The organism is Varunaivibrio sulfuroxidans (assembly GCF_029318635.1).
Lineage (GTDB): Bacteria > Pseudomonadota > Alphaproteobacteria > Rhodospirillales > Magnetovibrionaceae > Varunaivibrio > Varunaivibrio sulfuroxidans.
The window spans coordinates 2,293,005-2,316,862 of the sequence record NZ_CP119676.1 but is presented as its reverse complement, the minus strand read 5'-3'; the positions used below and the strand labels follow the sequence as shown (position 1 = coordinate 2,316,862).

General features: G+C 61.3%; 19 protein-coding genes and 1 riboswitch. Of the genes, 12 read left to right on the top strand and 7 right to left on the bottom strand.

From position 1 onward, the window contains the following. Window positions 1-24 precede the first annotated feature (24 nt). The 5 genes from P3M64_RS10910 to P3M64_RS10890 all read left to right on the top strand — a co-directional run bounded on the left by P3M64_RS10910 (window position 25) and on the right by P3M64_RS10890 (window position 3,425). Window positions 25-660 carry a protein-methionine-sulfoxide reductase heme-binding subunit MsrQ gene (locus tag P3M64_RS10910; protein ID WP_243644858.1) on the top strand — a complete coding sequence of 212 codons (636 nt, stop codon included), beginning with the start codon at window positions 25-27 and terminating at the stop codon, window positions 658-660. 125 nt (window positions 661-785) lie between these two features. Next, window positions 786-1,418: a hypothetical protein gene (locus P3M64_RS10905; RefSeq protein ID WP_276157024.1), complete on the top strand. Its 633-nt coding sequence runs from the start codon at window positions 786-788 to the stop codon at window positions 1,416-1,418. 50 nt (window positions 1,419-1,468) lie between these two features. Next, entirely contained in the window at window positions 1,469-2,086 is a 618-nt protein-coding gene (locus tag P3M64_RS10900; RefSeq protein WP_276157023.1) for a hypothetical protein, read from the top strand. Between the two features lie 50 nt (window positions 2,087-2,136). Beyond that, the gene (locus P3M64_RS10895; protein WP_276157022.1) at window positions 2,137-2,754 is read left to right on the top strand and encodes a hypothetical protein; all 618 of its coding nucleotides are present in this window, start codon (window positions 2,137-2,139) and stop codon (window positions 2,752-2,754) included. A gap of 50 nt (window positions 2,755-2,804) precedes the next feature. Further along, window positions 2,805-3,425: a hypothetical protein gene (locus tag P3M64_RS10890; RefSeq protein ID WP_132939954.1), complete on the top strand. Its 621-nt coding sequence runs from the start codon at window positions 2,805-2,807 to the stop codon at window positions 3,423-3,425. A gap of 86 nt (window positions 3,426-3,511) precedes the next feature. Here the strand turns inward: P3M64_RS10890 and P3M64_RS10885 are convergent, their stop codons facing one another. From P3M64_RS10885 to P3M64_RS10875, 3 genes are all read right to left on the bottom strand, one after another. After that, complete coding sequence (locus P3M64_RS10885) at window positions 3,512-4,717, bottom strand: peptidoglycan-binding domain-containing protein (RefSeq protein WP_132939953.1); 1,206 nt, start codon at window positions 4,715-4,717, stop codon at window positions 3,512-3,514. A 373-nt stretch (window positions 4,718-5,090) separates the two neighbouring features. After that, window positions 5,091-6,704: a lysine--tRNA ligase gene (locus P3M64_RS10880; protein WP_132939952.1), complete on the bottom strand. Its 1,614-nt coding sequence runs from the start codon at window positions 6,702-6,704 to the stop codon at window positions 5,091-5,093. 173 nt (window positions 6,705-6,877) lie between these two features. Next, window positions 6,878-8,401 (bottom strand): UbiD family decarboxylase, encoded by a 1,524-nt coding sequence (locus P3M64_RS10875; protein ID WP_132939951.1) that lies wholly within the window; start codon window positions 8,399-8,401, stop codon window positions 6,878-6,880. Window positions 8,402-8,699: 298 nt separating this feature from the next. Between P3M64_RS10875 and P3M64_RS10870 the strand changes: the two genes are divergently transcribed. After that, a complete protein-coding gene (locus tag P3M64_RS10870) occupies window positions 8,700-10,565 on the top strand; it encodes an HD family phosphohydrolase (RefSeq protein ID WP_132939950.1) in 1,866 nt (621 codons plus the stop codon). Window positions 10,566-10,580: 15 nt separating this feature from the next. Here P3M64_RS10870 and P3M64_RS10865 read toward each other — a convergent pair whose 3' ends face one another. After that, window positions 10,581-10,949, bottom strand: coding sequence for a helix-hairpin-helix domain-containing protein (locus tag P3M64_RS10865; RefSeq protein WP_132939949.1), 369 nt, complete (start codon window positions 10,947-10,949; stop codon window positions 10,581-10,583). 201 nt (window positions 10,950-11,150) lie between these two features. On the opposite strand from P3M64_RS10865, the gene P3M64_RS10860 reads away from it, so the two are divergent. Then, entirely contained in the window at window positions 11,151-11,966 is an 816-nt protein-coding gene (locus P3M64_RS10860) for a hypothetical protein (RefSeq protein WP_132939948.1), read from the top strand. Between the two features lie 2 nt (window positions 11,967-11,968). Here P3M64_RS10860 and ubiA read toward each other — a convergent pair whose 3' ends face one another. Beyond that, complete coding sequence (gene ubiA, locus P3M64_RS10855; protein ID WP_132939947.1) at window positions 11,969-12,919, bottom strand: 4-hydroxybenzoate octaprenyltransferase; 951 nt, start codon at window positions 12,917-12,919, stop codon at window positions 11,969-11,971. Window positions 12,920-12,972: 53 nt separating this feature from the next. Between ubiA and P3M64_RS10850 the strand changes: the two genes are divergently transcribed. The 3 genes from P3M64_RS10850 (at window position 12,973) to P3M64_RS10840 (ending at window position 16,682) form a co-directional block, all read left to right on the top strand. Beyond that, window positions 12,973-13,779, top strand: a complete 807-nt coding sequence (locus P3M64_RS10850) for a 16S rRNA (uracil(1498)-N(3))-methyltransferase (RefSeq protein WP_243644854.1) — start codon at window positions 12,973-12,975, stop codon at window positions 13,777-13,779. A 13-nt stretch (window positions 13,780-13,792) separates the two neighbouring features. After that, a complete protein-coding gene (locus tag P3M64_RS10845) occupies window positions 13,793-15,160 on the top strand; it encodes a glutamate--cysteine ligase (protein WP_132939946.1) in 1,368 nt (455 codons plus the stop codon). 217 nt (window positions 15,161-15,377) lie between these two features. After that, window positions 15,378-16,682, top strand: a complete 1,305-nt coding sequence (locus tag P3M64_RS10840) for an EAL domain-containing protein (RefSeq protein WP_132939945.1) — start codon at window positions 15,378-15,380, stop codon at window positions 16,680-16,682. A gap of 3 nt (window positions 16,683-16,685) precedes the next feature. On the opposite strand, the gene tldD is transcribed toward P3M64_RS10840, so the two are convergent. Next, window positions 16,686-18,119: a metalloprotease TldD gene (gene tldD, locus P3M64_RS10835; protein ID WP_132939944.1), complete on the bottom strand. Its 1,434-nt coding sequence runs from the start codon at window positions 18,117-18,119 to the stop codon at window positions 16,686-16,688. Window positions 18,120-18,355: 236 nt separating this feature from the next. Then, window positions 18,356-18,433, top strand: a riboswitch (SAM riboswitch). A 47-nt stretch (window positions 18,434-18,480) separates the two neighbouring features. On the opposite strand from tldD, the gene metZ reads away from it, so the two are divergent. After that, on the top strand, window positions 18,481-19,674 hold the full coding sequence (gene metZ, locus P3M64_RS10830) for an O-succinylhomoserine sulfhydrylase (protein WP_132939943.1): 1,194 nt from the start codon (window positions 18,481-18,483) through the stop codon (window positions 19,672-19,674). Between the two features lie 36 nt (window positions 19,675-19,710). On the opposite strand, the gene P3M64_RS10825 is transcribed toward metZ, so the two are convergent. Next, entirely contained in the window at window positions 19,711-20,139 is a 429-nt protein-coding gene (locus P3M64_RS10825; RefSeq protein ID WP_207893205.1) for a rhodanese-like domain-containing protein, read from the bottom strand. A 185-nt stretch (window positions 20,140-20,324) separates the two neighbouring features. On the opposite strand from P3M64_RS10825, the gene P3M64_RS10820 reads away from it, so the two are divergent. Then, a complete protein-coding gene (locus P3M64_RS10820; RefSeq protein WP_132939942.1) occupies window positions 20,325-23,807 on the top strand; it encodes an FAD-dependent oxidoreductase in 3,483 nt (1,160 codons plus the stop codon). The last annotated feature ends 51 nt before the right edge of the window (window positions 23,808-23,858 follow it).

Below are 23,858 nucleotides of genomic sequence, written 5' to 3'. Positions count from 1 at the left end.
TAATAACAAAGACCGGAACAAACCGTGCGCACATTACGGACGTCAAACCTCTCATCCAGGACCCGCATTCGCATCATCAAAACGCTCGTTTTCACGGCGGCGCTGCTGCCGTTGGCGTATTTCACTTATCTGGCGACAAGCGGCGGATTGGGGGCCAACCCGATCGAATTCACCACCCGCTATCTCGGCGATTGGGCGCTGCGGGCGTTGATCCTCGTTCTTGCGGCAAGCCCCCTGAGGCAAATCAGCGGCTGGATATGGCCGATTCGGGTGCGCCGGATGCTGGGCCTTTTCGCCTTTTTTTACATCACCGCGCATTTACTGAGCTACGTCGCCCTGGATCATTTTTTCGATTGGCGAGAGATCGGCGCGGACATCGTCAAGCGCACATACATCACGGTGGGGATGACCGCCTTCGCTATCACCGCGGCGCTCGCCGTCACTTCGACCAAGGGATGGATCCGGCGTTTAGGCGCAAAACGCTGGCAGACCCTGCACCGTCTCGTCTACGGCGCGGCAATCTTGGGAGTCGTTCATTTTTTCATGATGGTCAAGGCCGACCTCTCGCTGCCCATGGTGCACGGCGCGGCGCTCGCGGCTTTATTGGCGTGGCGCATCGCCTACCACTGGCGCGCCGGCATTAGGGTCGGGACCTCTTAATCCGGTGCGTCTGGCGGAGATGAATTTAAGCGTAGGTTAGGCGGAAAACCCGCCGCCCCCTTGCCGGCGCATACACCCCGGTCCACGGCTTGCTACCGTCGCCACGATCAGGGTATATGTTTGTGATGATAAAAGCCCTATTTTACTCCATGGGGATTGCGTTCGCCACCGTGTGCCTCCTCAGCGTCGTCCTTCTTTGCGCCGGGGCGGCCCGTGCGGGGGGTGCGGCGCCCGGCGGCGCGTCCGCCGCACCCGATAAGATCTCCGGCAGGCCGATGGTGGACGTCAACGGGCGGTTTCGCATCATCGGACAAACGGACGCCCAGAGCGAGAGCACCTGCATCGGTCGGGTCGATACGCCCTTGTGCGTGGCCGAAACGGCCGTCGCGGCCACAGAACGCCAAGATATGCAACTTCAAGACATCGCCTATGGCAAGGCCGACCCCAAGACGCGCAAGCCGTTCACCTCGGACATAGGCTCGAAAGTCGGCTACCGCATCGTTTCCGTGCGCCGGTTCGCGCCCTACGACGTGCCGGCGGAGAGATTCAATGTCTTCGGCATTAAAGCGGGCGACGTCGCGATCTACATCGAAACCTGCAACGCCACCTACAAACGCTGCACGCAGCCGTCCCTCAACTCGAATATTAGCGTGCTCGCCCGTAAAGGGAAATACGGCTGGTATGCCGTATCAGGCCTTGGTAGGCCACAAGATTTGACCAATCCACTTTATAACTCCAGCCAATATTGGCGTAAATAACGCGCCGAGAACCCGCCATCGCGGAGACAACGTTAAGGGAGAATTTCGCCATGATGAAAATTCCTTCTTCCGCCACCTTCCTCGCGTCCGCCGCCGTCGTCCTTCTTTGCGCCGGAGCGGCCCGTGCGGGGGGTGCGGCGCCTGGCGGCGCGTCCGCCGCACCCGATAAGATCTCCGGCAGGCCGATGGTGGACGTCAACGGGCGGTTTCGCATCATCGGACAAACGGACACCCAGAGCGAGAGCACCTGCATCGGTCGGGTCGATACGCCCTTGTGCGTGGCCGAAACGGCCGTCGCGGCCACAGAACGCCAAGATATGCAACTTCAAGACATCGCCTATGGCAAGGCCGACCCCAAGACGCGCAAGCCGTTCACCTCGGACATAGGCTCGAAAGTCGGCTACCGCATCGTTTCCGTGCGCCGGTTCGCGCCCTACGACGTGCCGGCGGAGAGATTCAATGTCTTCGGCATTAAAGCGGGCGACGTCGCGATCTACATCGAAACCTGCAACGCCACCTACAAACGCTGCACGCAGCCGTCCCTCAACTCGAATATTAGCGTGCTCGCCCGTAAAGGGAAATACGGCTGGTATGCCGTATCAGGCCTTGGTAGGCCACAAGATTTGACCAATCCACTTTATAACTCCAGCCAATATTGGCGTAAATAACGCGCCGAGAACCCGCCATCGCGGAGACAACGTTAAGGGAGAATTTCGCCATGATGAAAATTCCTTCTTCCGCCACCTTCCTCGCGTCCGCCGCCGTCGTCCTTCTTTGCGCCGGAGCGGCCCGTGCGGGGGGTGCGGCGCCTGGCGGCGCGTCCGCCGCACCCGATAAGATCTCCGGCAGGCCGATGGTGGACGTCAACGGGCGGTTTCGCATCATCGGACAAACGGACACCCAGAGCGAGAGCACCTGCATCGGTCGGGTCGATACGCCCTTGTGCGTGGCCGAAACGGCCGTCGCGGCCACAGAACGCCAAGATATGCAACTTCAAGACATCGCCTATGGCAAGGCCGACCCCAAGACGCGCAAGCCGTTCACCTCGGACATAGGCTCGAAAGTCGGCTACCGCATCGTTTCCGTGCGCCGGTTCGCGCCCTACGACGTGCCGGCGGAGAGATTCAATGTCTTCGGCATTAAAGCGGGCGACGTCGCGATCTACATCGAAACCTGCAACGCCACCTACAAACGCTGCACGCAGCCGTCCCTTAAATCGGATTTCAGCGTGCTCGCCCGTAAAGGGAAATACGGCTGGCATGCCGTCGTCGGCGTCGGGGACCAGAGAGACCTAACCGACCCACGCTATAACTCCAGCCAATATTGGCATAAATAACGCGCCGAGAACCCGCCATCGCGGAGACAACGTTAAGGGAGAATTTCGCCATGATGAAAATTCCTTCTTCCGCCACCTTCCTCGCGTCCGCCGCCGTCGTCCTTCTTTGCGCCGGGGCGGCCCGTGCGGGGGGCGCGGCGCCCGGCGACGCGTCCGCCGCACCCGATAAGATCTCCGGCAGGCCGATGGTGGACGTCAACGGGCGGTTTCGCATCATCGGACAAACGGACGCCCAGAGCGAGAGCACCTGCATCGGGCGGGTCGATACACCCTTGTGCGTGGCCGAAACGATCGTCGCGGTCGAGGCACGCCATGACTGGAAACTCCAAGACATCGCCTATGGCAAGGCCGATCCCAAGACGCGCAAACCGTTCACCGCGTCGGATACGATGATGAAGATCGCTTACCGCATCGTTTCCGTGCGCCGGTTCGCGCCCTACGACGTACCGGCGGAGAGATTCAATGTCTTCGGCATTAAAGCGGGCGACGTCGCGATCTACATCGAAACCTGCAACGCTACCTACAAACGCTGCACGCAGCCGTCCCTCAACTCGAATATTAGCGTCCTCGCCCGTAAAGGGAAATACGGCTGGTATGCCGTATCAGGCCTTGGTAGGCCACAAGATTTGACCAATCCACTTTATAATTCCAGCCAATATTGGCATAAATAAAAGACTCGCATTCATGGTAACTCCGACTCTATGGACGGTAATAATCAATGCGGTCCCTCCAGCCTTTTTTCCCCGTCTTAAGATAGTTAGGATCGCTTTTGACCACCTCCCACCGGGCGTCCGCGATGGCGTTCAGCGTCGCGTCCCGCGTTTTGGGATCGGCGGTCAACGCGTCGAGGGCTTGCAACGTCTTGCTCCCGGGGGATGCCGTCCGGCGTGCCGAGCAGGCCGGGGCGGACCGCGTTGATCCCCTTTTGAACGGCCAGTGTACCCAAAGCGGTGCCGTGGCTGAACAAGGCGTCGCCCAACACGGCGGCGGCCCGTTTGTCGTGGATGCGGTTCAGGGCTTTTACCCCCCCCAGCGCCTTGAACGTTTCGTCGAAAAACCCCTTATAGGCATCGCGCATCTGTTCCAAGGATAGGTCCCGCGGGGATGTGTTGAGCGGTATGTTTTTGACATATCCGCCCTTGATCAGGCCGTTGAGCGTTCCGGGCTGCATGCCTGCCGTGGTGCCGTTGGCGCGCGAGGTCATGGCGCCTTCCTGGCCGAAAATTTCCTGGAGGGTGTATTGCACCCGCTCGCCCAACCCTTTGTCGGCGCTCGTAACCTCATGGAACGCGTTCCAATTTTTTTCCTGGTGATGGCGGGCCATCCAATTCTTTTTATTGGCGGGCACGGGACACGCGGGCGTGGTGTCCGCGGATAGAGAATCCGAGGGATCAAGCGGCGGCGCGATCTTTTTCCGTTCGGACGGCGAGGGAGGGGTTATCCCCGCCCGGCGCACCAAATTCCCGCCCGTGGCGGGGGCGCGGCCGTCCTTCCGTTCAGCAAGGTTAAGAACCCCGGCGCGCCCTTTCTCGCCGAAACTCGGCGCGCCTTCGATGTGCGGCCTGGTCCCGGAATACTCCATGGTTTTGGCCGGACGACCGTTGACGGCATGTATCGCGTCCGCAGATTCGATCGGAGATGCGCCCACGCCGCCCCGACCCGCCGATTCCTGAAGCGCGCGCAAGGACGCTTCCGTCTCGCCCCCGGGCTTGATCACCCCGTCCACGCTCAGCCCTTGCGATTTTTGATAGCCCCGGATGGCGTCGAATAGGGCGCGGTCGGGATAGCCGGTCACCCCCCAGTCGGGCGGGGCGTAGAACCCGAGACCGGCCAACAGGGTTTTCGCATCCCGCACGTCGGTGCGATCGGCGGATGTATTGGCCGCGAGCGGGCGGGTAAATTTCAGCGGGCGGGGGAAAATGGCTTTCGTGGAAAAGCTCGGCGCGAATCTCGACAACGACATGGATACGTCTCCGTTCAGGGCGCGCGAGGTCGCGGCGGGAAGACGCCCGTCAGCCGGCCGCGCGCCGGTCAATACAAAGCCGAAGATAAAGTGTTATCCGCCACTCCGCCGTCCCATCCCCCTCCATCAAAAAGAGAGAAGCCCCCTCAAAGAGGGAGCCTGGAAAAAAACGGGTTATCGCCGAGCCCCCCGAAGAAACGAGGATGCGAAGAAACCGGACGGCCCGTTCACGCGTTTGAGCGTGGGCACCATGCGCGCGCATCCTAGGCCAACACACGCCAGATGTCAAGATAATATTCCTAATACGGCCTTCCCATACAACCGCCCCTTTGCCGGCGCCGAGGGGGAGCCCCGCACGCAGGGGCGGCGCGGGCTAGGCGTCCAGGTGTTTGTCGGCGAGGGCGTTTTCGATCAGGCTCAGGGTCTCGCCGATGCCGTACAGGGCGATGAACGAGCCCATGCGCGGCCCCTGGGATTGACCGAGCAGGATCTCGTAAAGCGCCCGGAACCACGCCTTGAGGTCGGAAAAACAGGCGTGGCGCTTGCCGATTTCGTAGACCTCGGCCTGGATGGCCTCGGCGCTGGCGTCTTCGGGCAGCGCCCTAAGGGCGTCGGCCAGTTCGCCCAGGGCCACCTTCTCCTCGGCCCCGGCGGGGCGACACTTCGCCGCGGGTTTGACGAAATCCTGATAATAGGTCACCGCGTAGCCCACCAAACGGTCCAACAAGGGCGCGTTTTGAGGCGTCGCATCGGGGCGGTAGCGCGTGATGTAGCGCCATAGCACATCCTTGTCCTCGGCATGGCAGACGCCGGCGAGATTGAGCAGGATGCCGAACGTCAGCCGGGCGTCTTCCTCGGGCGGGGTTCCGGCGTGAATATGCCAAACCGGATTGCCCAGCTGCTTGGCCTCGTCCTGGCCGGGAAAGGCGGCGAGGTGCGCCAGATAGTCGTCCACCGTGCGCGGAATGACGTCGAAGTACAGCCGCTTGGCGGCCTTCGGTTTTTGGTACATGAACAAGGACAGGCTTTCGGGCGGCGCATAGCGTAGCCATTCCTCCATCGACAGGCCGTTGCCCCGGGATTTGGAAATTTTCTCGCCCTTGTCGTCGAGAAACAGCTCATAGGTCAGGTTGACCGGCGGACGACCGCCCAAAACGCGGGCGATCTTGCTCGACAGTTTAACCGAATCGATCAAATCCTTGCCCGACATCTCGTAATCGACGCCAAGCGCCACCCAGCGCATCGCCCAATCGGCCTTCCACTGCAACTTGCAGCGCCCACCGGTAACCGGCGTTTCGACCCGGCGGCCGTCTTCGCCTTGATAGACGATGGTGCCGGCGTCTACGTTGCGTTCCAAAACCGGCACCTGAAGCACCCGTCCGGTCTTCTCGCAAATCGGCAAAAAGGGGCTGTAGGTGGCGCGTCGTTCCGCCCCCAGGGTCGGCAGGACGACGTTGAGCACCGCGTCGAAATGCGTCAGAACGCCGAGCAAGGCGGCGTCGAAAGCGCCGGATTTGTATTCCGCGGTGGCGCTTTTGAATTCGTAGTCGAAGCCGAAGTCGTCGAGAAAGGCGCACAGCCGGGCATTGTTGTGATGGCCGAAACTTTCATGGGTGCCGAACGGGTCGGGGATCGCCGTCAGCGGCTTGCCCAGGTGTTCGCGCACCATGTCCTTGTTGGGAATGTTGTCGGGCACCTTGCGCAGGCCGTCCATGTCGTCGGAAAAGGCGAACTGGCGGGTCGGAATATCGCTTAAGGTCATGAAGGCGTGGCGCACCATGGTGGTGCGCGCCACCTCGCCGAAGGTGCCGATGTGCGGCAGGCCCGACGGGCCGTACCCGGTTTCGAACAGGGCATAGCCTTTTTCCGGTGTTTTCCCGCCGATATGCTTAAGCAGGGCGCGGGCCTCGACGAAGGGCCAGGCGTTGGCGTTTTGCGCCAATTCGCGCAACCGGGGCGTGACGGAAAGGGGCAGAGAGGGCGACATGGGGCGAACCTACACAAAAAAAGGACCAAACAACACGCCGCACGCGGATGCATGCAAAAAGCGGACGCGGAAGGCGGAAGGTAGGCCGCCCCACGCCGCGCGTCAATACGAGCCGTGCGCCGATATCGTCATCGCACGGGCGGCGCATAGGGGCGGGAATAAAGAACCGGCGGTTATTTCCAGATCGGCTTGCCCGCCCCGGGCAGGCCGTAGGCTTCCCATTTGCGCGTCACCTCATCGACAACATCTTGATCCATGCGGATTTTCCGCCCCCACTCGCGGTGGGTTTCGGCCCCGATTTTCGCCGTGGCGTCGATCCCCATCTTCGATCCCAGGCCGCTTTCGGGCGAGGCGAAGTCAAGATAGTCGATCGGCGTGCGCTCCACCATGGTCACGTCGCGCACGGGATCGACGTTGGTCGATAGCGCCCACCAGACGTCGTTCCAGTCGCGGGCATTGATGTCGTCATCGACGACGATGACGAACTTGGTGTACATGAACTGACGCAGGTACGACCACACCCCCATCATCACCCGCTTGGCGTGACCGGGATAAGCCTTCTTCATCGATACCACCGCAACCCGATAGGAGCACGCCTCGGGCGGCAGCCAGAAATCGACGATTTCGGGAAATTGCTGCTGAAACAGGGGAATAAAGACCTCGTTGAGGGCCTCGCCCAGGACCGACGGTTCGTCGGGCGGCCGCCCGGTGAAGGTGGACATGTAAATCGGGTCCTTGCGCATGGTGATGGCGCTGACGGTAAAGACCGGAAACGGTTCGACCGCGTTGTAATATCCGGTGTGATCGCCGTAAGGTCCCTCGGGCGCGGTCTCATCAAGCGAGACATGCCCCTCGATCACGATCTCGGCCCCGGCGGGCACCTTCAGGGGTACGGTCTTGCAGTCCACCAGGGCAACCTTCTCGCCGCGCAGAAGGCCCGCGAATTGATATTCGGACAACGTGTCGGGCACCGGGGTGACCGCCGCCAACACCGTGCCCGGATCGGCGCCGATGACGGCGGCCAGCGGCATCGGGGTGTCGTATTTTTTCTTCCAGCGGGCGAATTGCTGCGCCCCGCCGCGATGCTTGAGCCAGCGCATGATGGTCGTGCGCGGCCCGGTAACCTGCATGCGGTAAATGCCCAAATTGAAATCGTCGCGCTTGTCGCCGCCCTTTTCGCCGCCCTCCGGTCCTCGCGTGACCACCAGGGGCCAGGTGATCAACGGCGCGGGTTCGCCCGGCCAGCAGGACTGTACCGGCAGTTTGGTCAAATCGGCGTCGTCGCCCAACAACACGACATCCTGGCACGGCGCTTTGGAAACCTTCTTGGGCTTCATCGACATCACCGTCTTGAGCAACGGTAACATGTCGAACGCCGCGCGCCAGCCGCCGGGCGGTTCGGGCTGGCGCAAGAAGGCCAAGACCTCGCCTACCTCGCGCAGCTCGGACGGCGCACGGTTCATCCCCCAGGCGACCCGCTCCACGGTGCCGAACAGGTTGACCAAAACGGGCATCCCCGCCGACGCCCCATCGGGGCCGAGCACGTTCTCAAAAAGCACCGCCGGGCCTTTTTCCGCCAACAGGCGGGTTTGAATCTCGGTCATTTCCAAAACGGTGGAAACCGGCGCACCGACGCGGACCAAACGGCCTTCCCGTTCCAGGCGTTCCATGAAATCGCGCAAAGAATCAAAAGACATTTTATGTACACCCGTCACCGTATAGAATCACTTAACCAATCATCGCTACAATATGAATCTGAAAATATATATTGAAATATTTTATTTTTTTATTTTTTTATTTTAAGAAAGAAATAAAAAAAGCATCGTATCTGGGCAGAGCCATAAGGTTGCTTTTTTAGATTCAGGACGTGTTGTCTGTAGAATAATTCTAACTATAATATATATTTCATTTTCCGAAGACCCGGGAACGAAAGAGCGCACCCAACCAACGACACAAAGCCGGGGATGACCTCCACGCCGAACGGTAGAAAATTTCATGGCGGCCTCAAAATCGAAATCCACCCAAGCCGAAGCCTCATACAACAAGGCCGATTTCGCCAAGTTGATCGAGATCGGCATCGCCTTGTCGGCGGAACGCGACCATCACCGTCTGATGGAACGCATTCTTCTCGAAACCAAGGCAATGTGCAATGCCGACGGCGGCACTTTGTATTTGCGCGGCAACCTGGACACCGTCTTTGACAGGGAGGGCGTCCCCAGCGAGGTCTTTAGCCCCACGCCGGACGGCGCGCTCCTAAAGTTCGAAATCATGCGCACCGATTCCCTCGGGATCGCCAAAGGCGGCACCACCGGCAAAGACATTCCCTTCCCCCCTCTTCCCCTATATGCTTCCGGCAGTGGCGCACCCAACCACGACATCGTCGCCGCCCACGCCGCCTTGACGGGCAAGACAATCAACATACCCGACGCCTATCAAACGACGCAGTTCGATTTTTCCGGACCACGAAGTTTCGACGAGGCGACGGGATATCGTTCTCAATCGTTTCTCAACGTGCCCCTAAAAAATCACCAAGGCAAGGTCATCGGCGTCCTGCAGTTGATCAATGCCCAGTCCCCCGACGGCGCATGCACGATTGCCTTCCCCACCGCAATCCAGCCCCTGATCGAGGCGCTGGCGTCTCAGGCGGCGGTGGCGCTCGACAACCGACTGCTGCTTTGCGCCCAACGCCGGCTTCTCGACGCCTTCATTCAAGTCATCGGCGGGGCGATCGACGCCAAATCCCCCTATACCGGCGGGCATTGTCAACGGGTCCCCGAACTGGCGAAAATGATCGCGCGCGCCGCCCATGAAAGCAGCGCGCCGCCGTTCGAGAACTTCACCATGACCGAAGACGACTGGTACGAACTGCACTTGGCGTCCTGGCTGCACGATTGCGGCAAGGTCGTCACGCCCGAATATGTCGTCGATAAAGCCACCAAGCTGGAGACCATCTACGATCGCATTCACGAAATCCGCATGCGCTTCGAAGTCATGAAACGCGACGCCGAGATCGATTTTCTCAAAAAAAGCGCGAACGGCGGCGACGTCGATGCGTTGCGCCAAAAATGCGACGACGAACTCCGCCGGCTTGACGAGGACTTCGCCTTCATCGCCGAGTGCAATGTCGGCGGTGAATTCATGGCCGCGGAAAAAATCACCCGCCTGGAGGCCATCGCCAAGCGCACCTGGATGCGCACCTTGGACGACCGCCTGGGCGTTTCCCACGAAGAACTGAGGCGCATGGAGCGCACCGCGCCCGCGCCATTGCCCGCCCGGGAATATCTCCTAGCCGACAAAGTCGAGCACATTTTCCCCCGGCGCGACGGCGATATCGTCGGCACGGACAACCCGTTCGGCTTTCGCATGACCTCACCCGAAAACGAGTACAATCGCGGCGAGATTTACAACCTCTCCATCCCCAAAGGGACTCTAACTCCCGAGGATCGCCACATCATCAACAACCACGCCGTGCAGACCATCGTCATGCTGGAACAAATGCCCTTCCCCAATCACCTGAAGCGCATCCCCGAATATGCCGGGGCGCATCACGAAACCATGCTTGGAACCGGCTATCCCCGCGGTTTAAAAAAGGAAGAAATGTCGCTTCCGGCGCGAATCATGGCGGTCGCCGATATTTTCGAGGCCCTGACCGCCGCCGACCGACCCTATAAGAAGGCGAAAACCTTGAGCGAGAGTCTCAAAATTTTGTCGTTCATGAACAAGGACGAGCATATCGATCCCGACCTGTTTTCTTTGTTCATTGAAAAACGGGTTTATCAGGATTACGCCGATAAATTCCTTAACCCGGAACAAATCGACGCCGTTGACCCGGACGACTACCTCGACACGTCTGAAACATAGGCGCTTACGTCGCGTTTATTTTTTCGTGGACTTTTTCTTTTTTGATTTTTTTGCGGACTTTTTCGCGGGTTTCTTTTTTTTGTCGTCTTTTTTAGCTTTTTTATCTTTTTTTGTTTTTTTAGGGTCTTTCTTGCTGGATTTGGTTTTTTTCCGCGCCGACGGGGCGTCACCGCGCAACGTCGCCGCGTCCTTGGCCCCGCCAAGCACGGCCTTCGCCGCCGCAATCGTCCGCGACGCGCGGACCGGACCAAATCCGTTCAACGCCGTCAATGCCGCCACCGTGGCGCCGGCGACCTGTTCGACGGTAAGAAACCCGCCCTGTCTCAGGACGTCCGCGGCGCTCGGCCCGATGCCCGAAATATCGCTCAGTTGTGCTCCTGCCATTTGGATATCCCTCCCGTTCTCGCACCCGTCTTACCGTCTTTTAAAAAAATCGTTTCCGCATGGCGCGTCCACCTATACGAATAAAGACGATACCCGCTTGAACGGCGCGACTAAAGTTTTATCCCACAAAGAGACCAAAGCTTCATAAAATTGTCACATTAATCCGGTTATCATGGTCGGATGCGTTGAGGGTTTCACCCCATGATCGATTCCCGCTCTCCGTCGGAGCGCGCCCGTCCCGAGGGCGGTTGTCGGCGCCCGCCCCGAGACCTTTACGATAAGGCGCGCGACGAAACACGCGATAGCGCGCGCGTCGCCCGCGCCCTGGGTTACCCCTATGCCATACCGGACGTTTCCTATCGGTTAACGCGGGCGGGATGGCGCCCTCTGGCCGTTTTGCCCAACCGCGACGCACACCCGGAGCTCAGCCCCGTCATCGCCGCCGGGTCGAACGCATCGCCGCAACAGCTCGAACGTAAATTCGACGCCGAAGCCTTAGGCGACGGCATTATCGTCACGCGCGCCGCACTCGACGATTACGACACCGTTCACTGCGCTCATTTTTCCCGCTACGGCGCGATTCCGGCGAACTTGTATCCCGCCCCGGGCGTGCGCGCAGAAATTTACGTCACCTGGTTGACGGCGGACCAACTCGCGCGCATGCACCTGAGCGAGGCGTTGGGCGTAAATTACACCTATCGGATTTTGGACGACGCCGTTCTTCACGATGCGGCGGGGCGGCGCATCACCGCCCCTGGCGCTTATATTTGCCGTCATGGGGCGCTCTCCTTGGACGGAGAGCCCGTCCCCCTGGCCGCCTTTCGGGCCCGGGGGCGGCGTTGGCCCGCACGCGATCAAAAAAGCGTCCTCGCGCGGATGCGCGATATGTTCGCCCCCGGCGCGGCGCTGGAGCATTTCATCTTGCGAATCATCGACGACGACGCCCTACGCGCCCGCTGCACGGCGGCCATGAAAGAAACCGCGCATCCGTTCTCCCCACCCGCCATCCGAGGCTGACCTCAGGAAAACATGCGCCCGGCAACGATAGCCGCGAACACGATGAGACCGAAATCGCGATTGGATTTAAACCGCCGCAGGCAATTTTTCGGCGCGTCGGTATCCAGCGTCGCCACTTGCCACGCCAAATGCAGGGCGGCCGCGACCAGCCCCACATAAAACAGCCAACCCAATCCGGCGAAATATCCCGCCACGCCAATTAATCCGATCGTCATGGCGTAAAAGCCAATCAACCAGCGCCCCGTCGCCTTACCCAGACGCAAGGCGGTGGACTTAATCCCAATAAGGATGTCGTCCTCTTTATCTTGATGGGCGTAAATGGTGTCGTAGCCTAGGGTCCAGAAGATTCCCGCCGCGTACAGCACCAACGGCGCGACGCCTAGACTTGCGCGTTCCACCGCCCAACCCAAAAGCGCCCCCCAGTTGAACGCCAACCCGAGAAAGAATTGCGGCCAATAGGTCACCCGCTTCATGAACGGGTAAATCGCCACCAACCCCAGTGACGACGCCCCCAAAGCGATCGCGAAGGCATTGAACTGAACCAGGACGACGAGCCCCAACAAGCACAACAGCGCCAAAAAAACACCCGCCTGAAAAACGCTTACCGCGCCCGACGGAATCGGCCGGGTGGCCGTGCGCGCCACCTTGCCGTCGAAATTGCGATCGGCGATGTCGTTCATGGTGCAACCCGCCCCGCGCATCACCACAGCGCCGACGGCGAACAACGCCAGAACAACAACATCCGGCGCCCCGCGCGAAGCCAGGGCGACACCCCACCAACACGGCAACAGCAAAAGCCACGCGCCGATCGGGCGATCCAGGCGCATGAGATGCAAATAGGGCCGCACCACCGTCGGAGCGAGGCGATCGACCCAGCCGCCGTCAATAATATCGCTTGCGCCGGAAGGCGCTTTCGGCGCGTGATGAGAGGGACCGTGCACGGTGTTTGACATGGCCTCAGTCATACGCCATCAAACGTCGTGTGAAAACCCCAACAAGTACATGTATGCTCACCATCATGGATCAAACGCCGCGCCCCAAATTCCGTCTTTTCGTCGATACCGCGCTCACCGCTGGGGCGCGGGTCGCCCTCGACCACGAACAGAGCCATTATCTTAAAAACGTCATGCGCGCCGGAAAAAACGCGCCGGTGGCGCTGTTCAACGGCCGCGACGGGGAATGGCTAGGCGAACTCGCCGCCTTGGGCAAGCACCACGGCGAGGTCGCGATTTTACGCCAAATGCACGGGCAACGACGCGAACCGAACGTTCGCCTGATTTTCGCCCCCCTGAAAAAGGCGCGCCTCGACTTCCTCGTCGAAAAATCCGTCGAACTGGGGGTCTCGCGGCTGTCCCCGGTGATTACGCGCCATACCGATGTCGGCCGCGTCAACGTGGCGCGCCTCCGGGCCCAGGCCCGCGAGGCGGCGGAACAATGCGAACGCCTGACGCTGCCCACCGTTGACGCGCCGATCGCCCTCGCGCAGCTTCTCGACCAATGGGAACGCCTGCCGGTCGGCGCCCCCCCCCTGTTCGCCGCCGTTGAACGCCTGTCCGCGCCCCCCATCGCCCAAGCTCTGCAGAACGTCGCAGAGGTGCAAGAACGCGCCTTCCTGATCGGCCCGGAGGGCGGTTTTTCCCGTGATGAAGTCGCCTTACTCGACAAAGCGCCTTTCGTCTTCCCGGTTAGCCTCGGGCCTCGTATTTTGCGCGCCGAAACGGCGGCGCTGGTCGCGCTCGCCTGCCACCTGATGTTGTCGTCCGGCGATGCTTGCATCGACGACGCCACCGACAATGCCCCTTCCTCCACATAAGGATTTGCGAACCATGGCAATCGACTCTGCGCCCCAGGGCGCACCCGTCACCAACAAGGAAACCCTAATCGCGTACATGGCCTCGGGCTGCAAGCCCAAGGAAAAGTGGCGGATCGGCACCGAACATGAAAAATTCGCTTACGACTTGCAAACCCTACGCCCCCTGGAATACGGCGGCGAGAACGGCATCAAGGCCCTGCTCGAAGGTTTGCGTAACTTCGGATGGCTTCCCGTTTTCGAGGACGGCCACCTGATCGCCCTGAAAATGGACGACGGCAGTTCGATCACCCTGGAGCCGGCGGGCCAGGTCGAACTGTCGGGCGCGCCCCTGGAAACGGTTCACCAGACCTGCAAGGAGGTCGGCCTGCACCTCAATCAGGTCAAGGCGATCGCCGCCAAGCTGGGGATCGGCTTCATCGGTTTGGGCTATCAGCCCAAGTGGTCCACCGATACCCTGCCCTGGATGCCCAAAAATCGCTACGAAATCATGCGCCGCTATATGCCGACACGCGGAACTCTGGGCTTGGATATGATGCAGGCGACGTGCACGGTGCAGGTCAACCTGGATTTCGACAGCGAAGCGACGATGGTCGAGATGTTCCGCATCTCCCTCGCCCTGCAGCCGATCGCCACCGCGTTGTGGGCGAACTCACCGTTTCGCAATGGCGCGCCCTCGGGCTTTCTCAGCTATCGCAGCCACATCTGGACCGACACCGATCCCGACCGCTGCGGCATGCTGCCCTTCGTCTTCGACGAAGGGTTCGGTTTCGAAAGATATGTCGAGTACATGCTCGATGTGCCGATGTATTTCGTCTATCGCGACGGCCACTACATCGACGCCTCGGGACAGTCCTTCCGCGATTTCCTGGCCGGCAAGCTGCCCGCCCTACCCGGCGAATATCCGACGCTCTCCGACTGGGAGGATCATCTCACCGTGGCCTTCCCCGAGGTGCGCTTGAAACGTTATCTGGAAATGCGCGGCGCCGACGGCGGTCCCTGGAACCGTTTATGCGCCCTGCCCGCCTTTTGGGTCGGCCTATTGTACGACGAGGCGGCCCGCGCCAAGGCCTGGGACATCGTCCACGATTGGAGCCGGGAAGATCATGCCTTCCTGCGCCGCGAGGTGCCCAAAACGGCCCTCGCCACGGCGTTTCGCGGCGGCGATGTCGGCGATATCGCCCTCGACGTTCTGGAAATCGCCCACGGCGGACTGGAACGCCGCGCCAAAATGGACGGTGTCGGACGCGATGAAACCCACTTTCTCAACCCGCTCTTTCAAATCGCCGAATCGGGTCTCACCCCTGCCGATGACCTGCTGATGGCGTTCGAGCGACGATGGAAGGGAAACATCGATCCTATTTTCAAGGAATATTCCTACTAATCCTTGCTAAGTCTCTGTATTCTCACATAATCAAAATAACTTTGGCGCTGGGTTTCTGGGGAATTCGGCGCCAAGGATCCCTCGTCCCGATTCGGGGCGAGGAAACCGCGCGCATGGCGCGACTGCCGCGCCGTGCGTTGGAAGTTTAAAACTCAAAGGCGCCTGCGACCCCGTCTGTGGGCCGAAAAATTTATAAGATTGATTTGGGAATGGCCCTATGCCCGAAAAGATAATACCGCACGACGACATTGAGCGCGCGCTGCACGGTGGAGAATTGTGCTTTTACTATCAACCTAAAATTTCATTTCTCGATGGAAAAATTTCCGGCGCGGAGGCTTTGTTGCGCTGGAAGCGCGCCGACGGGACTCTCGTCTCGCCCGATTCGTTCCTACCCGACGCCGAGAGCAGCGGTTTCATCACCACCATCACCGCCGTGATGTTGGTCACCCTGATCGACGATATCGAACGTATTCGCAAAACAAAGCCTGACATCCGCATCGCCTTCAACGTTTCGGCGCGGGATCTCTTCTCTCCGTATCTCGCCAAAATGCTGCGCAGTTTCGTCGGCGACAAGCGGATATCGGCGGACAATATTCAGATCGAAATCACCGAATCGGCGTTTCTCGACAAAGGTCCGCAAACCATGGCGACGCTGCGTGAGTTGGTGGCGATGGGCATCGACATCGTGATGGACGATTTCGGCACTGGGTATGCGTCACTCGATATTCTCAGCCAAATTCCGTTTTCGGCGCTGAAAATCGACCAGGGCGTCGTCCGGCGCATGACCGTGGACGCCAAAAACACCCATATCGTGCGCTCCAGCATTTATCTGGCCAGGGAAATGGGGGTAAAAACCGTCGCCGAAGGCGTGGAAAGCGCCGCCGCCTACCGTTATTTGCTGGCGTCGGGGTGCAACGAGGCACAGGGTTTTTGGATGAGCCGCCCCCTACCCCTGGACGATTTGACCGCCCTGATCGCCCGCCGACCGTCGTGGCCGTCGTCGGGGCTCGGCATTCTATATAACGCCTGGGTCAACCACTTATCATACCGACGTAAAATCCTGGAAAGCGTTTTCGCCCTAGCGATGGGCAGCGCCGATCCCAACAGCGATCGAGACGATTGGCGCGCCCTGCCGAGGCTCGGACTTCGGCACGCGCCCGAACATTGCCAGCTGGATCAATGGATTTCGAGCGAAGGCAGGCATTATTTCACCGTGGAGGATTACCAACGCCTGAAGATCCCTCATGCCCTGATGCACGAAACCGGCGAAAAATTAATCAAGGCCGCGCGCGCGCCATCGCCGCCGGCCCTGATTGCCGAAATGACCCAGGCCTTTCTCTGCCACTCCGAAGCCGTGGACGCCGTGGTTTCCAAAATCGTCGGGAAATCGTTCGCCCACGCCCTGACGCCGCCACCCCCCGAACAAGACCCGAAAGGCGATCTCGAAGCCGGTTCGGAATTCACCTCTGAAATCAGTCCGGGCCCGGGCGCGGCGTTCGATTCGCCCCAATCTCAATCGTGATCTTCAGGCCGCCGTCCCGCCCACCGTCAAGGCGTCGATCTTCAAGGTCGGCTGACCGACGCCGACGGGAACGCCCTGGCCGTCCTTACCGCAGGTTCCCACCCCGGGGTCCAAGGCCATGTCGTTGCCGATCATCGACACCCGGGTCAGCACTTCGGGTCCGTTGCCGATTAATGTCGCCCCCTTTACCGGCGCGCCGACTTTGCCGTTTTCGATACGGTAGGCTTCGGTGCAGGTGAAGACGAACTTGCCCGAGGTGATATCGACCTGTCCGCCGCCGAAATTGACGGCGTAAACGCCATCCTTGACCGAGGCCAGAATTTCGCCGGGATCGGCATCGCCGCCCAACATATAGGTGTTGGTCATGCGCGGCAGCGGGGCGTGGGAAAAGCTTTCCCGGCGTCCGTTGCCGGTCGGGGCCATCCCCATCAGGCGGGCGTTCATGCGATCTTGCATGTAGCCTTTCAAAATGCCGTCCTCGATCAGCACCGTGGACGACGACGGCGTTCCCTCGTCGTCGATGGTGATCGAGCCGCGGCGGTCGGCAAGGGTGCCGTCGTCGATCACGGTGACCCCGGGGGCGGCGACCCGTTGCCCCAAAAGTCCGGCGAACGCCGAGGTCTTCTTGCGGTTGAAGTCCCCCTCCAGGCCATGGCCGATCGCCTCGTGAAGGAGAATTCCGGGCCAGCCGGGGCCGAGCACCACCGTCATTTCACCGGCCGGCGCGGGTACCGAATCCAAATTCACCAGGGCCTGACGCAGAGCCTCATCGACCGCGCCGCGCCAACTGACGGGATCGATGAAACGCTCATAGGTGACCCGTCCGCCCGCGCCGTGGCTCCCGCTTTCCATGCGATCGCCCCGGCCGACCACGACCGAAACATTGACGCGCACCAGCGGGCGGATATCGCCCGCGCGCATGCCGCCGCCGCGCAAGATTTGAACCGCCTGCCAACTGCCCGCCAACGACACCGAGACCTGGCGCACCCGCTCGTCACGGGCGCGAGCGTAGGCGTCGATATCGGCGAGCAACTTGACCTTGGTTTCGAAATCGACCAGATCGAGGGGGTTATCGGCGATATACAGGCGGCGATTGGTGCCCTGGGGATTCGCCCCCTCGGTCCCACCGTGGCCGCGCCCCACCGCCTTGACCGTCTCTCCGGCGCGTTTCAGGGCGTCCTCGTCGATCTTGGAGGCATGCGAAAATCCGGTAACCTCGCCGCTTACCGCGCGCAGACCGAAGCCCTGAGTGGTGTCGAAGCTGGCGTTCTTCAACTGGCCGTCGTCGAAGACCAGACTTTCCGACTGGCGGTATTCCAAAAACAACTCGCCATCGTCGGCGCCGGCCAGGGCGTCATCGACGATTTTTTCGGCGCGTTCGCGGGCCAATCCGGTTTGCTGGAAAAAAAGATCATCGGTCGCGGCAAGATCGCTCATATGCTGGCACCTTCAGTTGACTGTGTGAACGCCCCGTCGTCGCCGTTTTCGCGGGCGGGGGAATCGGGGGATAATATGGGGCCAAACGCGGCGGATGTGAAACCCCCAAGGGCTTTTTTTCTGCTTTTGCCGCGCGCGCGCCCACAGGCGTCCCACGGGCATCCCACGGGCGTCCCACCCGCGATCGCGCGATCGCGACGATAAAGGCTTGACCCGCGTCGCGATCGGTTTCATTTTTTAACCATCGTGGTGATTTGGCCGGTCGGCTTGCGGCCACGTAAAACAACCCGCTAAAAGGCCGCGCTCGTTCAATGGGCCTGGCCACGCGGCAGGCTTATTTTTATTTGTCCGGAGCATACCCATGAGCAGCAGATCAAAAGACGAAACCTCCTGGCGTTCCGCCACCCGTCTGGTGCGCGGTGGCCAGCAGCGCAGTGAATTTTTCGAAACCAGCGAAGCGCTGTTCATGACCTCGGGCTATGTTTACGACAGCGCCGAGGCCGCCGAACAGGCGTTTACCGGAGAAAATCCGCGCTACGTCTATTCGCGCTACGCCAATCCCACCAACACCATCTTCGAGACCCGCCTGGCCGCAATCGAGGGGGCGGAATATTGCATGGGCGTCGCCAGCGGCATGGCCGCCGTGTTCGCCGCCCTGATCGCACCGCTCAAGGCGGGCGATCGCGTCGTCGCCGCGCGCGCCCTGTTCGGCTCGTGCGCCTACATCATCGCCGATCTTTTGCCGCGCTACGGGATCGAAACGGAATTTGTCGATGGCCCCGATCTGGATCAGTGGGCGCGCGCCCTGGGAAAACCCGCCGCCGCCGTGTTCCTGGAAACGCCGTCCAACCCGACCCTGGAATTGATCGACCTCAAGGCCGTCTGCGACCTCGCCCACGACGTCGGGGCGCGGGTCGTGGTCGATAACGCCTTCGCCTCGCCGGTTCTTCAGCGTCCGATGGATTTCGGCGCCGACGTCGTCACCTATTCGGCGACCAAGCATATCGACGGACAAGGCCGCTCGTTGGGCGGTGCGATCCTCACCAACGACAAAGCTTATTTCGAAGACCAACTGCGTCCGTTCGCCCGCAATACCGGACCGTCCTTATCGCCGTTTAACGCCTGGATACTGCTTAAGGGACTGGAAACGTTGGACCTGCGCGTTTCCCGTCAATGTGAAAATGCGCTTGAACTCGCCCGCCACCTGGAAACCTTCGCCGCCGTCGAGCGGACCGTCTATCCGGGCCTTGAAAGCCATCCTCAACACGCACTGGCCAAGCGCCAGATGAAAAAGGGCGGCACCATGATCGCCTTCGAACTGAAGGACGGCAAGGCCGGGGCGTTCCGCACCCTCAACGCCCTGAAAACCATCGACATCTCGAACAACCTGGGCGACGCCAAAAGCCTGATCACCCATCCGGCGACGACCACCCACCAGCGCCTCAGCGCCGAGGAACGCGCCCGGGTCGGAATAAGCGACGGTTTGGTCCGCCTATCGGTGGGAATCGAGGACATTAACGACCTCAAGGACGACCTTAGTCAGGCCCTCGCCTGACCGAGGAGACGACCGCGGGACGCGAAAGCGGCCCGGTCACCCTTGAACCCAAGGCAATCCCTCGACCTTCCAGCCATTAACCGTACCGCGATGCCCATGTGCGTCGCGGTCGCCCTCGAAACCGTGGGCGACGTTATAGCACCGCCGGTAACCCAGGGCGGCCATCGCATCGGCCGCCCTGGCCGAGCGTTGGCCGGAACGGCAAAGAAAAAACAGCGGGCGCTCATGGTCCGCGCCGACGGCCTCCGTAAGGGTGCGGGCGAAGTCGGGATTGGGCGCCATTTTCGGATAGGTCAGCCAGGGAACGTACAACGGGTCGCGCGCCAATCCGGCAAGATCGACGATCCCGACATAGGCCCATTCCTCGGGCGTGCGCACGTCGATCAGCACCGCACCGGCGCTATCTTCCAGGGTGGCCCAGCATTCCCGGGCGCTGACGTCGCCTGCGTAAACCAGCGCATTCATCGCATAAGGCCCCTTTCCGTCCGGTAACCCTTTCGTAAAGGGCGAATTTACTTTGTTTTTATGTGGAACCGGCTTTGCAAAAGCGCCGCCCTCCGCTATAAAACGCAACGATCATACCGTATGCCGGGCGACGCCGTCTGGCAAACAATCCGTTCGACCGAAGTTTAACGATGATGGGGCGATACATGACTGATCTCGCGCTGGCCCACGGGCTTGAATTTTCCGCACTGTACGACCGGGCCGGCCTTCACGCCATCGACGCTCTCTTCCTCGACCACCTGAAACAAGGCGACCCGGATCTCCACGGCGCCCTGCTCGACGCGCGTAAAAATCCAGCGGACCTCACCGCCAAGGACACCGCCGATTTGCTGGTCGCCGTCGGCCCCCATCTCGACGACTTTATCGCCGAGTTGTTCGCCATCGCCCCCGAGGTGCGCGCCCTCGCCGCCCGGCACCATGAATTGGCCCCGCTGTACGCCTGCAAACGCCTGTTCGTGCAGCGCCGCGCCGCCAAGGCGGTGCCCGCGGACGCGTTGCCCGACATCGACGGGACGGCCCTGGAACGCACCCTGGCCGAGAAGATCGGCGGGCCATTGACCCAGCTTTCCTTCGCCAAAATGGTGATGGGCTGGCTCGACGACGAGGCCGCCAATGCCGAAAACTTGGCCCTGGCGGCGCGCTACGCGGCGTGGGCGATGCAAACCCCCGCGGGCCGCGCCCGCCATGGCGACGACATCGTGTTCCGCGCCCCGGCGAAAACAAATTTCGATCACCTGGTCGAAACCGCCGCGCGGGATTTGAACGGCGTCCCGGCGATGGCCGGCCCGGACGAACATATCCACGACCGCCCCGGTTTCGCCCTTACCGATCCGGGATGCGATTTGACCGGCGCGCTGGACGAAGCCAATTACTGCGTCATCTGTCACGAACGGGGAAAGGATTCGTGCGCCAAGGGATTAAAGGACAAAAAGACCGGCGCGTTCACCGTCAATCCCCTAGGCATCACCTTGGCGGGCTGCCCGTTGGAGGAGCGCATTTCCGAAATGCACAAGACCAAGGCGGCGGGCCACGCCATCGCCGCCCTGGCGCTGATCACCCTGGACAATCCCCTGTGCGCGGGGACCGGCCACCGCATCTGCAACGACTGCATGAAGGCCTGCATCTATCAAAAACAGGACCCGGTCGATATTCCCCAGGTCGAAACACGAACCTTGAAAGACGTCCTCGATCTGCCCTGGGGCTTTGAAATATACAGCCTGTTGACGCGTTGGAATCCGCTCAACCTCGCCCGCCCCGTGCCCAAGGACGACAGCGGCTATAAGGTTCTCGTGGTCGGAGCCGGCCCGGCGGGCGTGACCTTATCGCATCACTTGATTAACGAAGGGCACGCCGTCATCGCCATCGACGGGGCCAAGCTGGAGCCTCTCGACCCCCAACTCGGTGGCGTGACTCCGTTAGGCGCCCGCGTTCCCTTCGCGCCGATCCGCGACATCGCCGACATCCGCGAGCCCCTCGACGATCGCATCATGGCGGGCTTCGGCGGCGTCGCCGAATACGGCATCACCGTGCGCTGGGATAAAAATTTCCTTAAAATAATGCGTCTTCTGGTTGAACGGCGAGAGAGATTCACTCTCATCGGAGGCGTGCGCTTCGGTGCGCAAATCACCAAGGAAAGCGCCTTCGCCATGGGGTTCGATCATATCGCCCTGTGCATGGGCGCGGGCAAACCGACCGTACTGGGCATTCCCAACGGACTGGCGCGCGGCGTGCGTCAGGCCTCGGATTTCCTGATGGCGTTACAGTTGACCGGGGCGGCGAAAATGAATTCGTTGGCCAACCTCCAGGTCCGCCTGCCCGTCGTCGTCATCGGCGGCGGCCTGACCGCCATCGACACCGCGACCGAGGCGCTGGCTTATTACGTCGCCCAGGTGGAAAAGTTCAAAAACCGCTACGACACCCTCGTCGCCGATCTCGGCGAGGAGGGCGTGCGCCAGGGTTGGAGCGCCGAGGAAACCGCCGTCGCCGAGGATTTCCTGCGCCACGGCGCGGCGATCGCCGAAGAACGCGCCGCCGCCGCCCACGAGAGCCGATCGACCCGCATTCACGCCCTGTTGGACGCCTGGGGCGGAGCGACCATCGCCTATCGCCGGCGCATGACCGCCAGTCCCAGTTACACCCTCAACCACGAAGAAATCGAAAAGGCGCTCGAACAGGGCATTCGCTTCGCCGAGTTGCTTTCGCCCAGCGCGGTCGAGATCGACGCGCACGGCTACGCCCGCGCCCTTAAATTGGCGCGCCAGGAAATCGGCGAGGACGGCCGACCCCGACCCAGCGGCGAAACCGTCGTGCTGCCCGCACGAACGATTCTCATCGCCGCGGGAACCCAACCCAACACCGTTTTGGCGCGCGAGGACGATCGCTTCGCCCGACTGGACGGCAAGTTTTTTCAGGCCGTGGGCGAGGATGGACAGCCCGTGACCCCCGAACGCTCGGCCAAACCCGACGCGGTCGAGGTCTTGATGGAAGTGCGCGACGACGGTCGGGCGATGAGTTTCTTCGGCGATCTGCATCCCTCGTTCGCGGGCAATGTGGTCAAGGCGATGGCCAGCGCCAAGCAGGGTTTCCCTGTGGTCGATACCGTCCTGCGCAAGCGTCCCGTCGAGGGCCCGGGCCCCGAAGACCTGGCCCGGCGTCTGAACGACGGCCTGCGCGCCCGGGTGGTGCGCGTCGAACGGCTGACCCCGAATATCGTCGAGGTCGTCGTCAAGGCGCCGATGGCGGCGGCGGCCTTCAAGCCGGGACAGTTCTTCCGCCTGCAAAATTTCGAGGTCCTGGCCGATGTCAAGAATTCAACCCACATGGCGATGGAAGGACTTGCCCTGACCGGGGCCTGGGTCGATGTCGATAACGGTCTGGTGTCGCTGATCGTTCTGGAAATGGGCGGATCGTCCTCACTGTGCCAGGACCTGAAACCCGACGAGCCGGTCGTCCTGATGGGTCCCACCGGGACGCCCACGGAAACGCCGGGCGGGGAAACCGTCCTGCTCGCCGGCGGCGGGCTGGGCAATGCCGTGCTTTTTTCGATCGGCCAAGCCCTGCGCAAGGCGGGCTCAAAGGTCCTCTATTTCGCCGGTTACAAAAGCCCCGACGACCGCTATCACGTACCCAATATCGAGGCCGCCGCCGACGCCATCGTTTGGTGCGCGGATACCGCCCCCGGGTTCACGCCCAACCCGGACCGCCCTCAGGACACGGCGTTCACCGGCAACATCGTCGCGGCGATGGCCGCCTACGCCAAGGGCGAGCTGGGCGCGCAGCCGATCCCCATGGGCGATGTCGATCGCCTGGTCGCGATCGGGTCGGACCGCATGATGCAAGCCGTCGCCCAAGCGCGCCACGGCGTGCTCAAGCCCTACCTGAAAGCCGATCACGTCGCCATCGGGTCGATAAACTCGCCGATGCAGTGCATGATGAAGGAAATTTGCGCCCAGTGCCTGCAATTGCACAAAGACCCCGAAACCGGCGAGGAAACCGTGGTCTTTTCCTGCTTCAACCAGGACCAAAACCTCGACCGGGTCGATTTTCCGTCGCTACACCAGCGCCTCGGCCTCAACGGCGTGCAGGAAAAATTGACGGCGAAGTGGATCGCCAAATGCCGGACGTCGTAAATCGGGTATCGTAAACCGGGTGTGGAGAAGCAAGAGGCGGTGGGACAGGCC

Bases quoted from the DNA above. Each gene is read 5' to 3' on its own strand.
- P3M64_RS10820 (WP_132939942.1), top strand. From the start codon at position 20,325: ATGACTGATCTCGCGCTGGCCCACGGGCTTGAATTTTCCGCACTGTAC.
- P3M64_RS10870 (WP_132939950.1), top strand. From the start codon at position 8,700: ATGGCGGCCTCAAAATCGAAATCCACCCAAGCCGAAGCCTCATACAAC.
- P3M64_RS10885 (WP_132939953.1), bottom strand. From the start codon at position 4,717: ATGTCGTTGTCGAGATTCGCGCCGAGCTTTTCCACGAAAGCCATTTTC.
- P3M64_RS10840 (WP_132939945.1), top strand. From the start codon at position 15,378: ATGCCCGAAAAGATAATACCGCACGACGACATTGAGCGCGCGCTGCAC.
- metZ (WP_132939943.1), top strand. From the start codon at position 18,481: ATGAGCAGCAGATCAAAAGACGAAACCTCCTGGCGTTCCGCCACCCGT.
- P3M64_RS10850 (WP_243644854.1), top strand. From the start codon at position 12,973: ATGCTCACCATCATGGATCAAACGCCGCGCCCCAAATTCCGTCTTTTC.
- P3M64_RS10845 (WP_132939946.1), top strand. From the start codon at position 13,793: ATGGCAATCGACTCTGCGCCCCAGGGCGCACCCGTCACCAACAAGGAA.
- P3M64_RS10900 (WP_276157023.1), top strand. From the start codon at position 1,469: ATGATGAAAATTCCTTCTTCCGCCACCTTCCTCGCGTCCGCCGCCGTC.
- P3M64_RS10905 (WP_276157024.1), top strand. From the start codon at position 786: ATGATAAAAGCCCTATTTTACTCCATGGGGATTGCGTTCGCCACCGTG.
- P3M64_RS10860 (WP_132939948.1), top strand. From the start codon at position 11,151: ATGATCGATTCCCGCTCTCCGTCGGAGCGCGCCCGTCCCGAGGGCGGT.
- P3M64_RS10880 (WP_132939952.1), bottom strand. From the start codon at position 6,704: ATGTCGCCCTCTCTGCCCCTTTCCGTCACGCCCCGGTTGCGCGAATTG.
- P3M64_RS10875 (WP_132939951.1), bottom strand. From the start codon at position 8,401: ATGTCTTTTGATTCTTTGCGCGATTTCATGGAACGCCTGGAACGGGAA.
- P3M64_RS10890 (WP_132939954.1), top strand. From the start codon at position 2,805: ATGATGAAAATTCCTTCTTCCGCCACCTTCCTCGCGTCCGCCGCCGTC.
- tldD (WP_132939944.1), bottom strand. From the start codon at position 18,119: ATGAGCGATCTTGCCGCGACCGATGATCTTTTTTTCCAGCAAACCGGA.
- ubiA (WP_132939947.1), bottom strand. From the start codon at position 12,919: ATGTCAAACACCGTGCACGGTCCCTCTCATCACGCGCCGAAAGCGCCT.
- P3M64_RS10865 (WP_132939949.1), bottom strand. From the start codon at position 10,949: ATGGCAGGAGCACAACTGAGCGATATTTCGGGCATCGGGCCGAGCGCC.
- P3M64_RS10895 (WP_276157022.1), top strand. From the start codon at position 2,137: ATGATGAAAATTCCTTCTTCCGCCACCTTCCTCGCGTCCGCCGCCGTC.
- P3M64_RS10825 (WP_207893205.1), bottom strand. From the start codon at position 20,139: ATGAATGCGCTGGTTTACGCAGGCGACGTCAGCGCCCGGGAATGCTGG.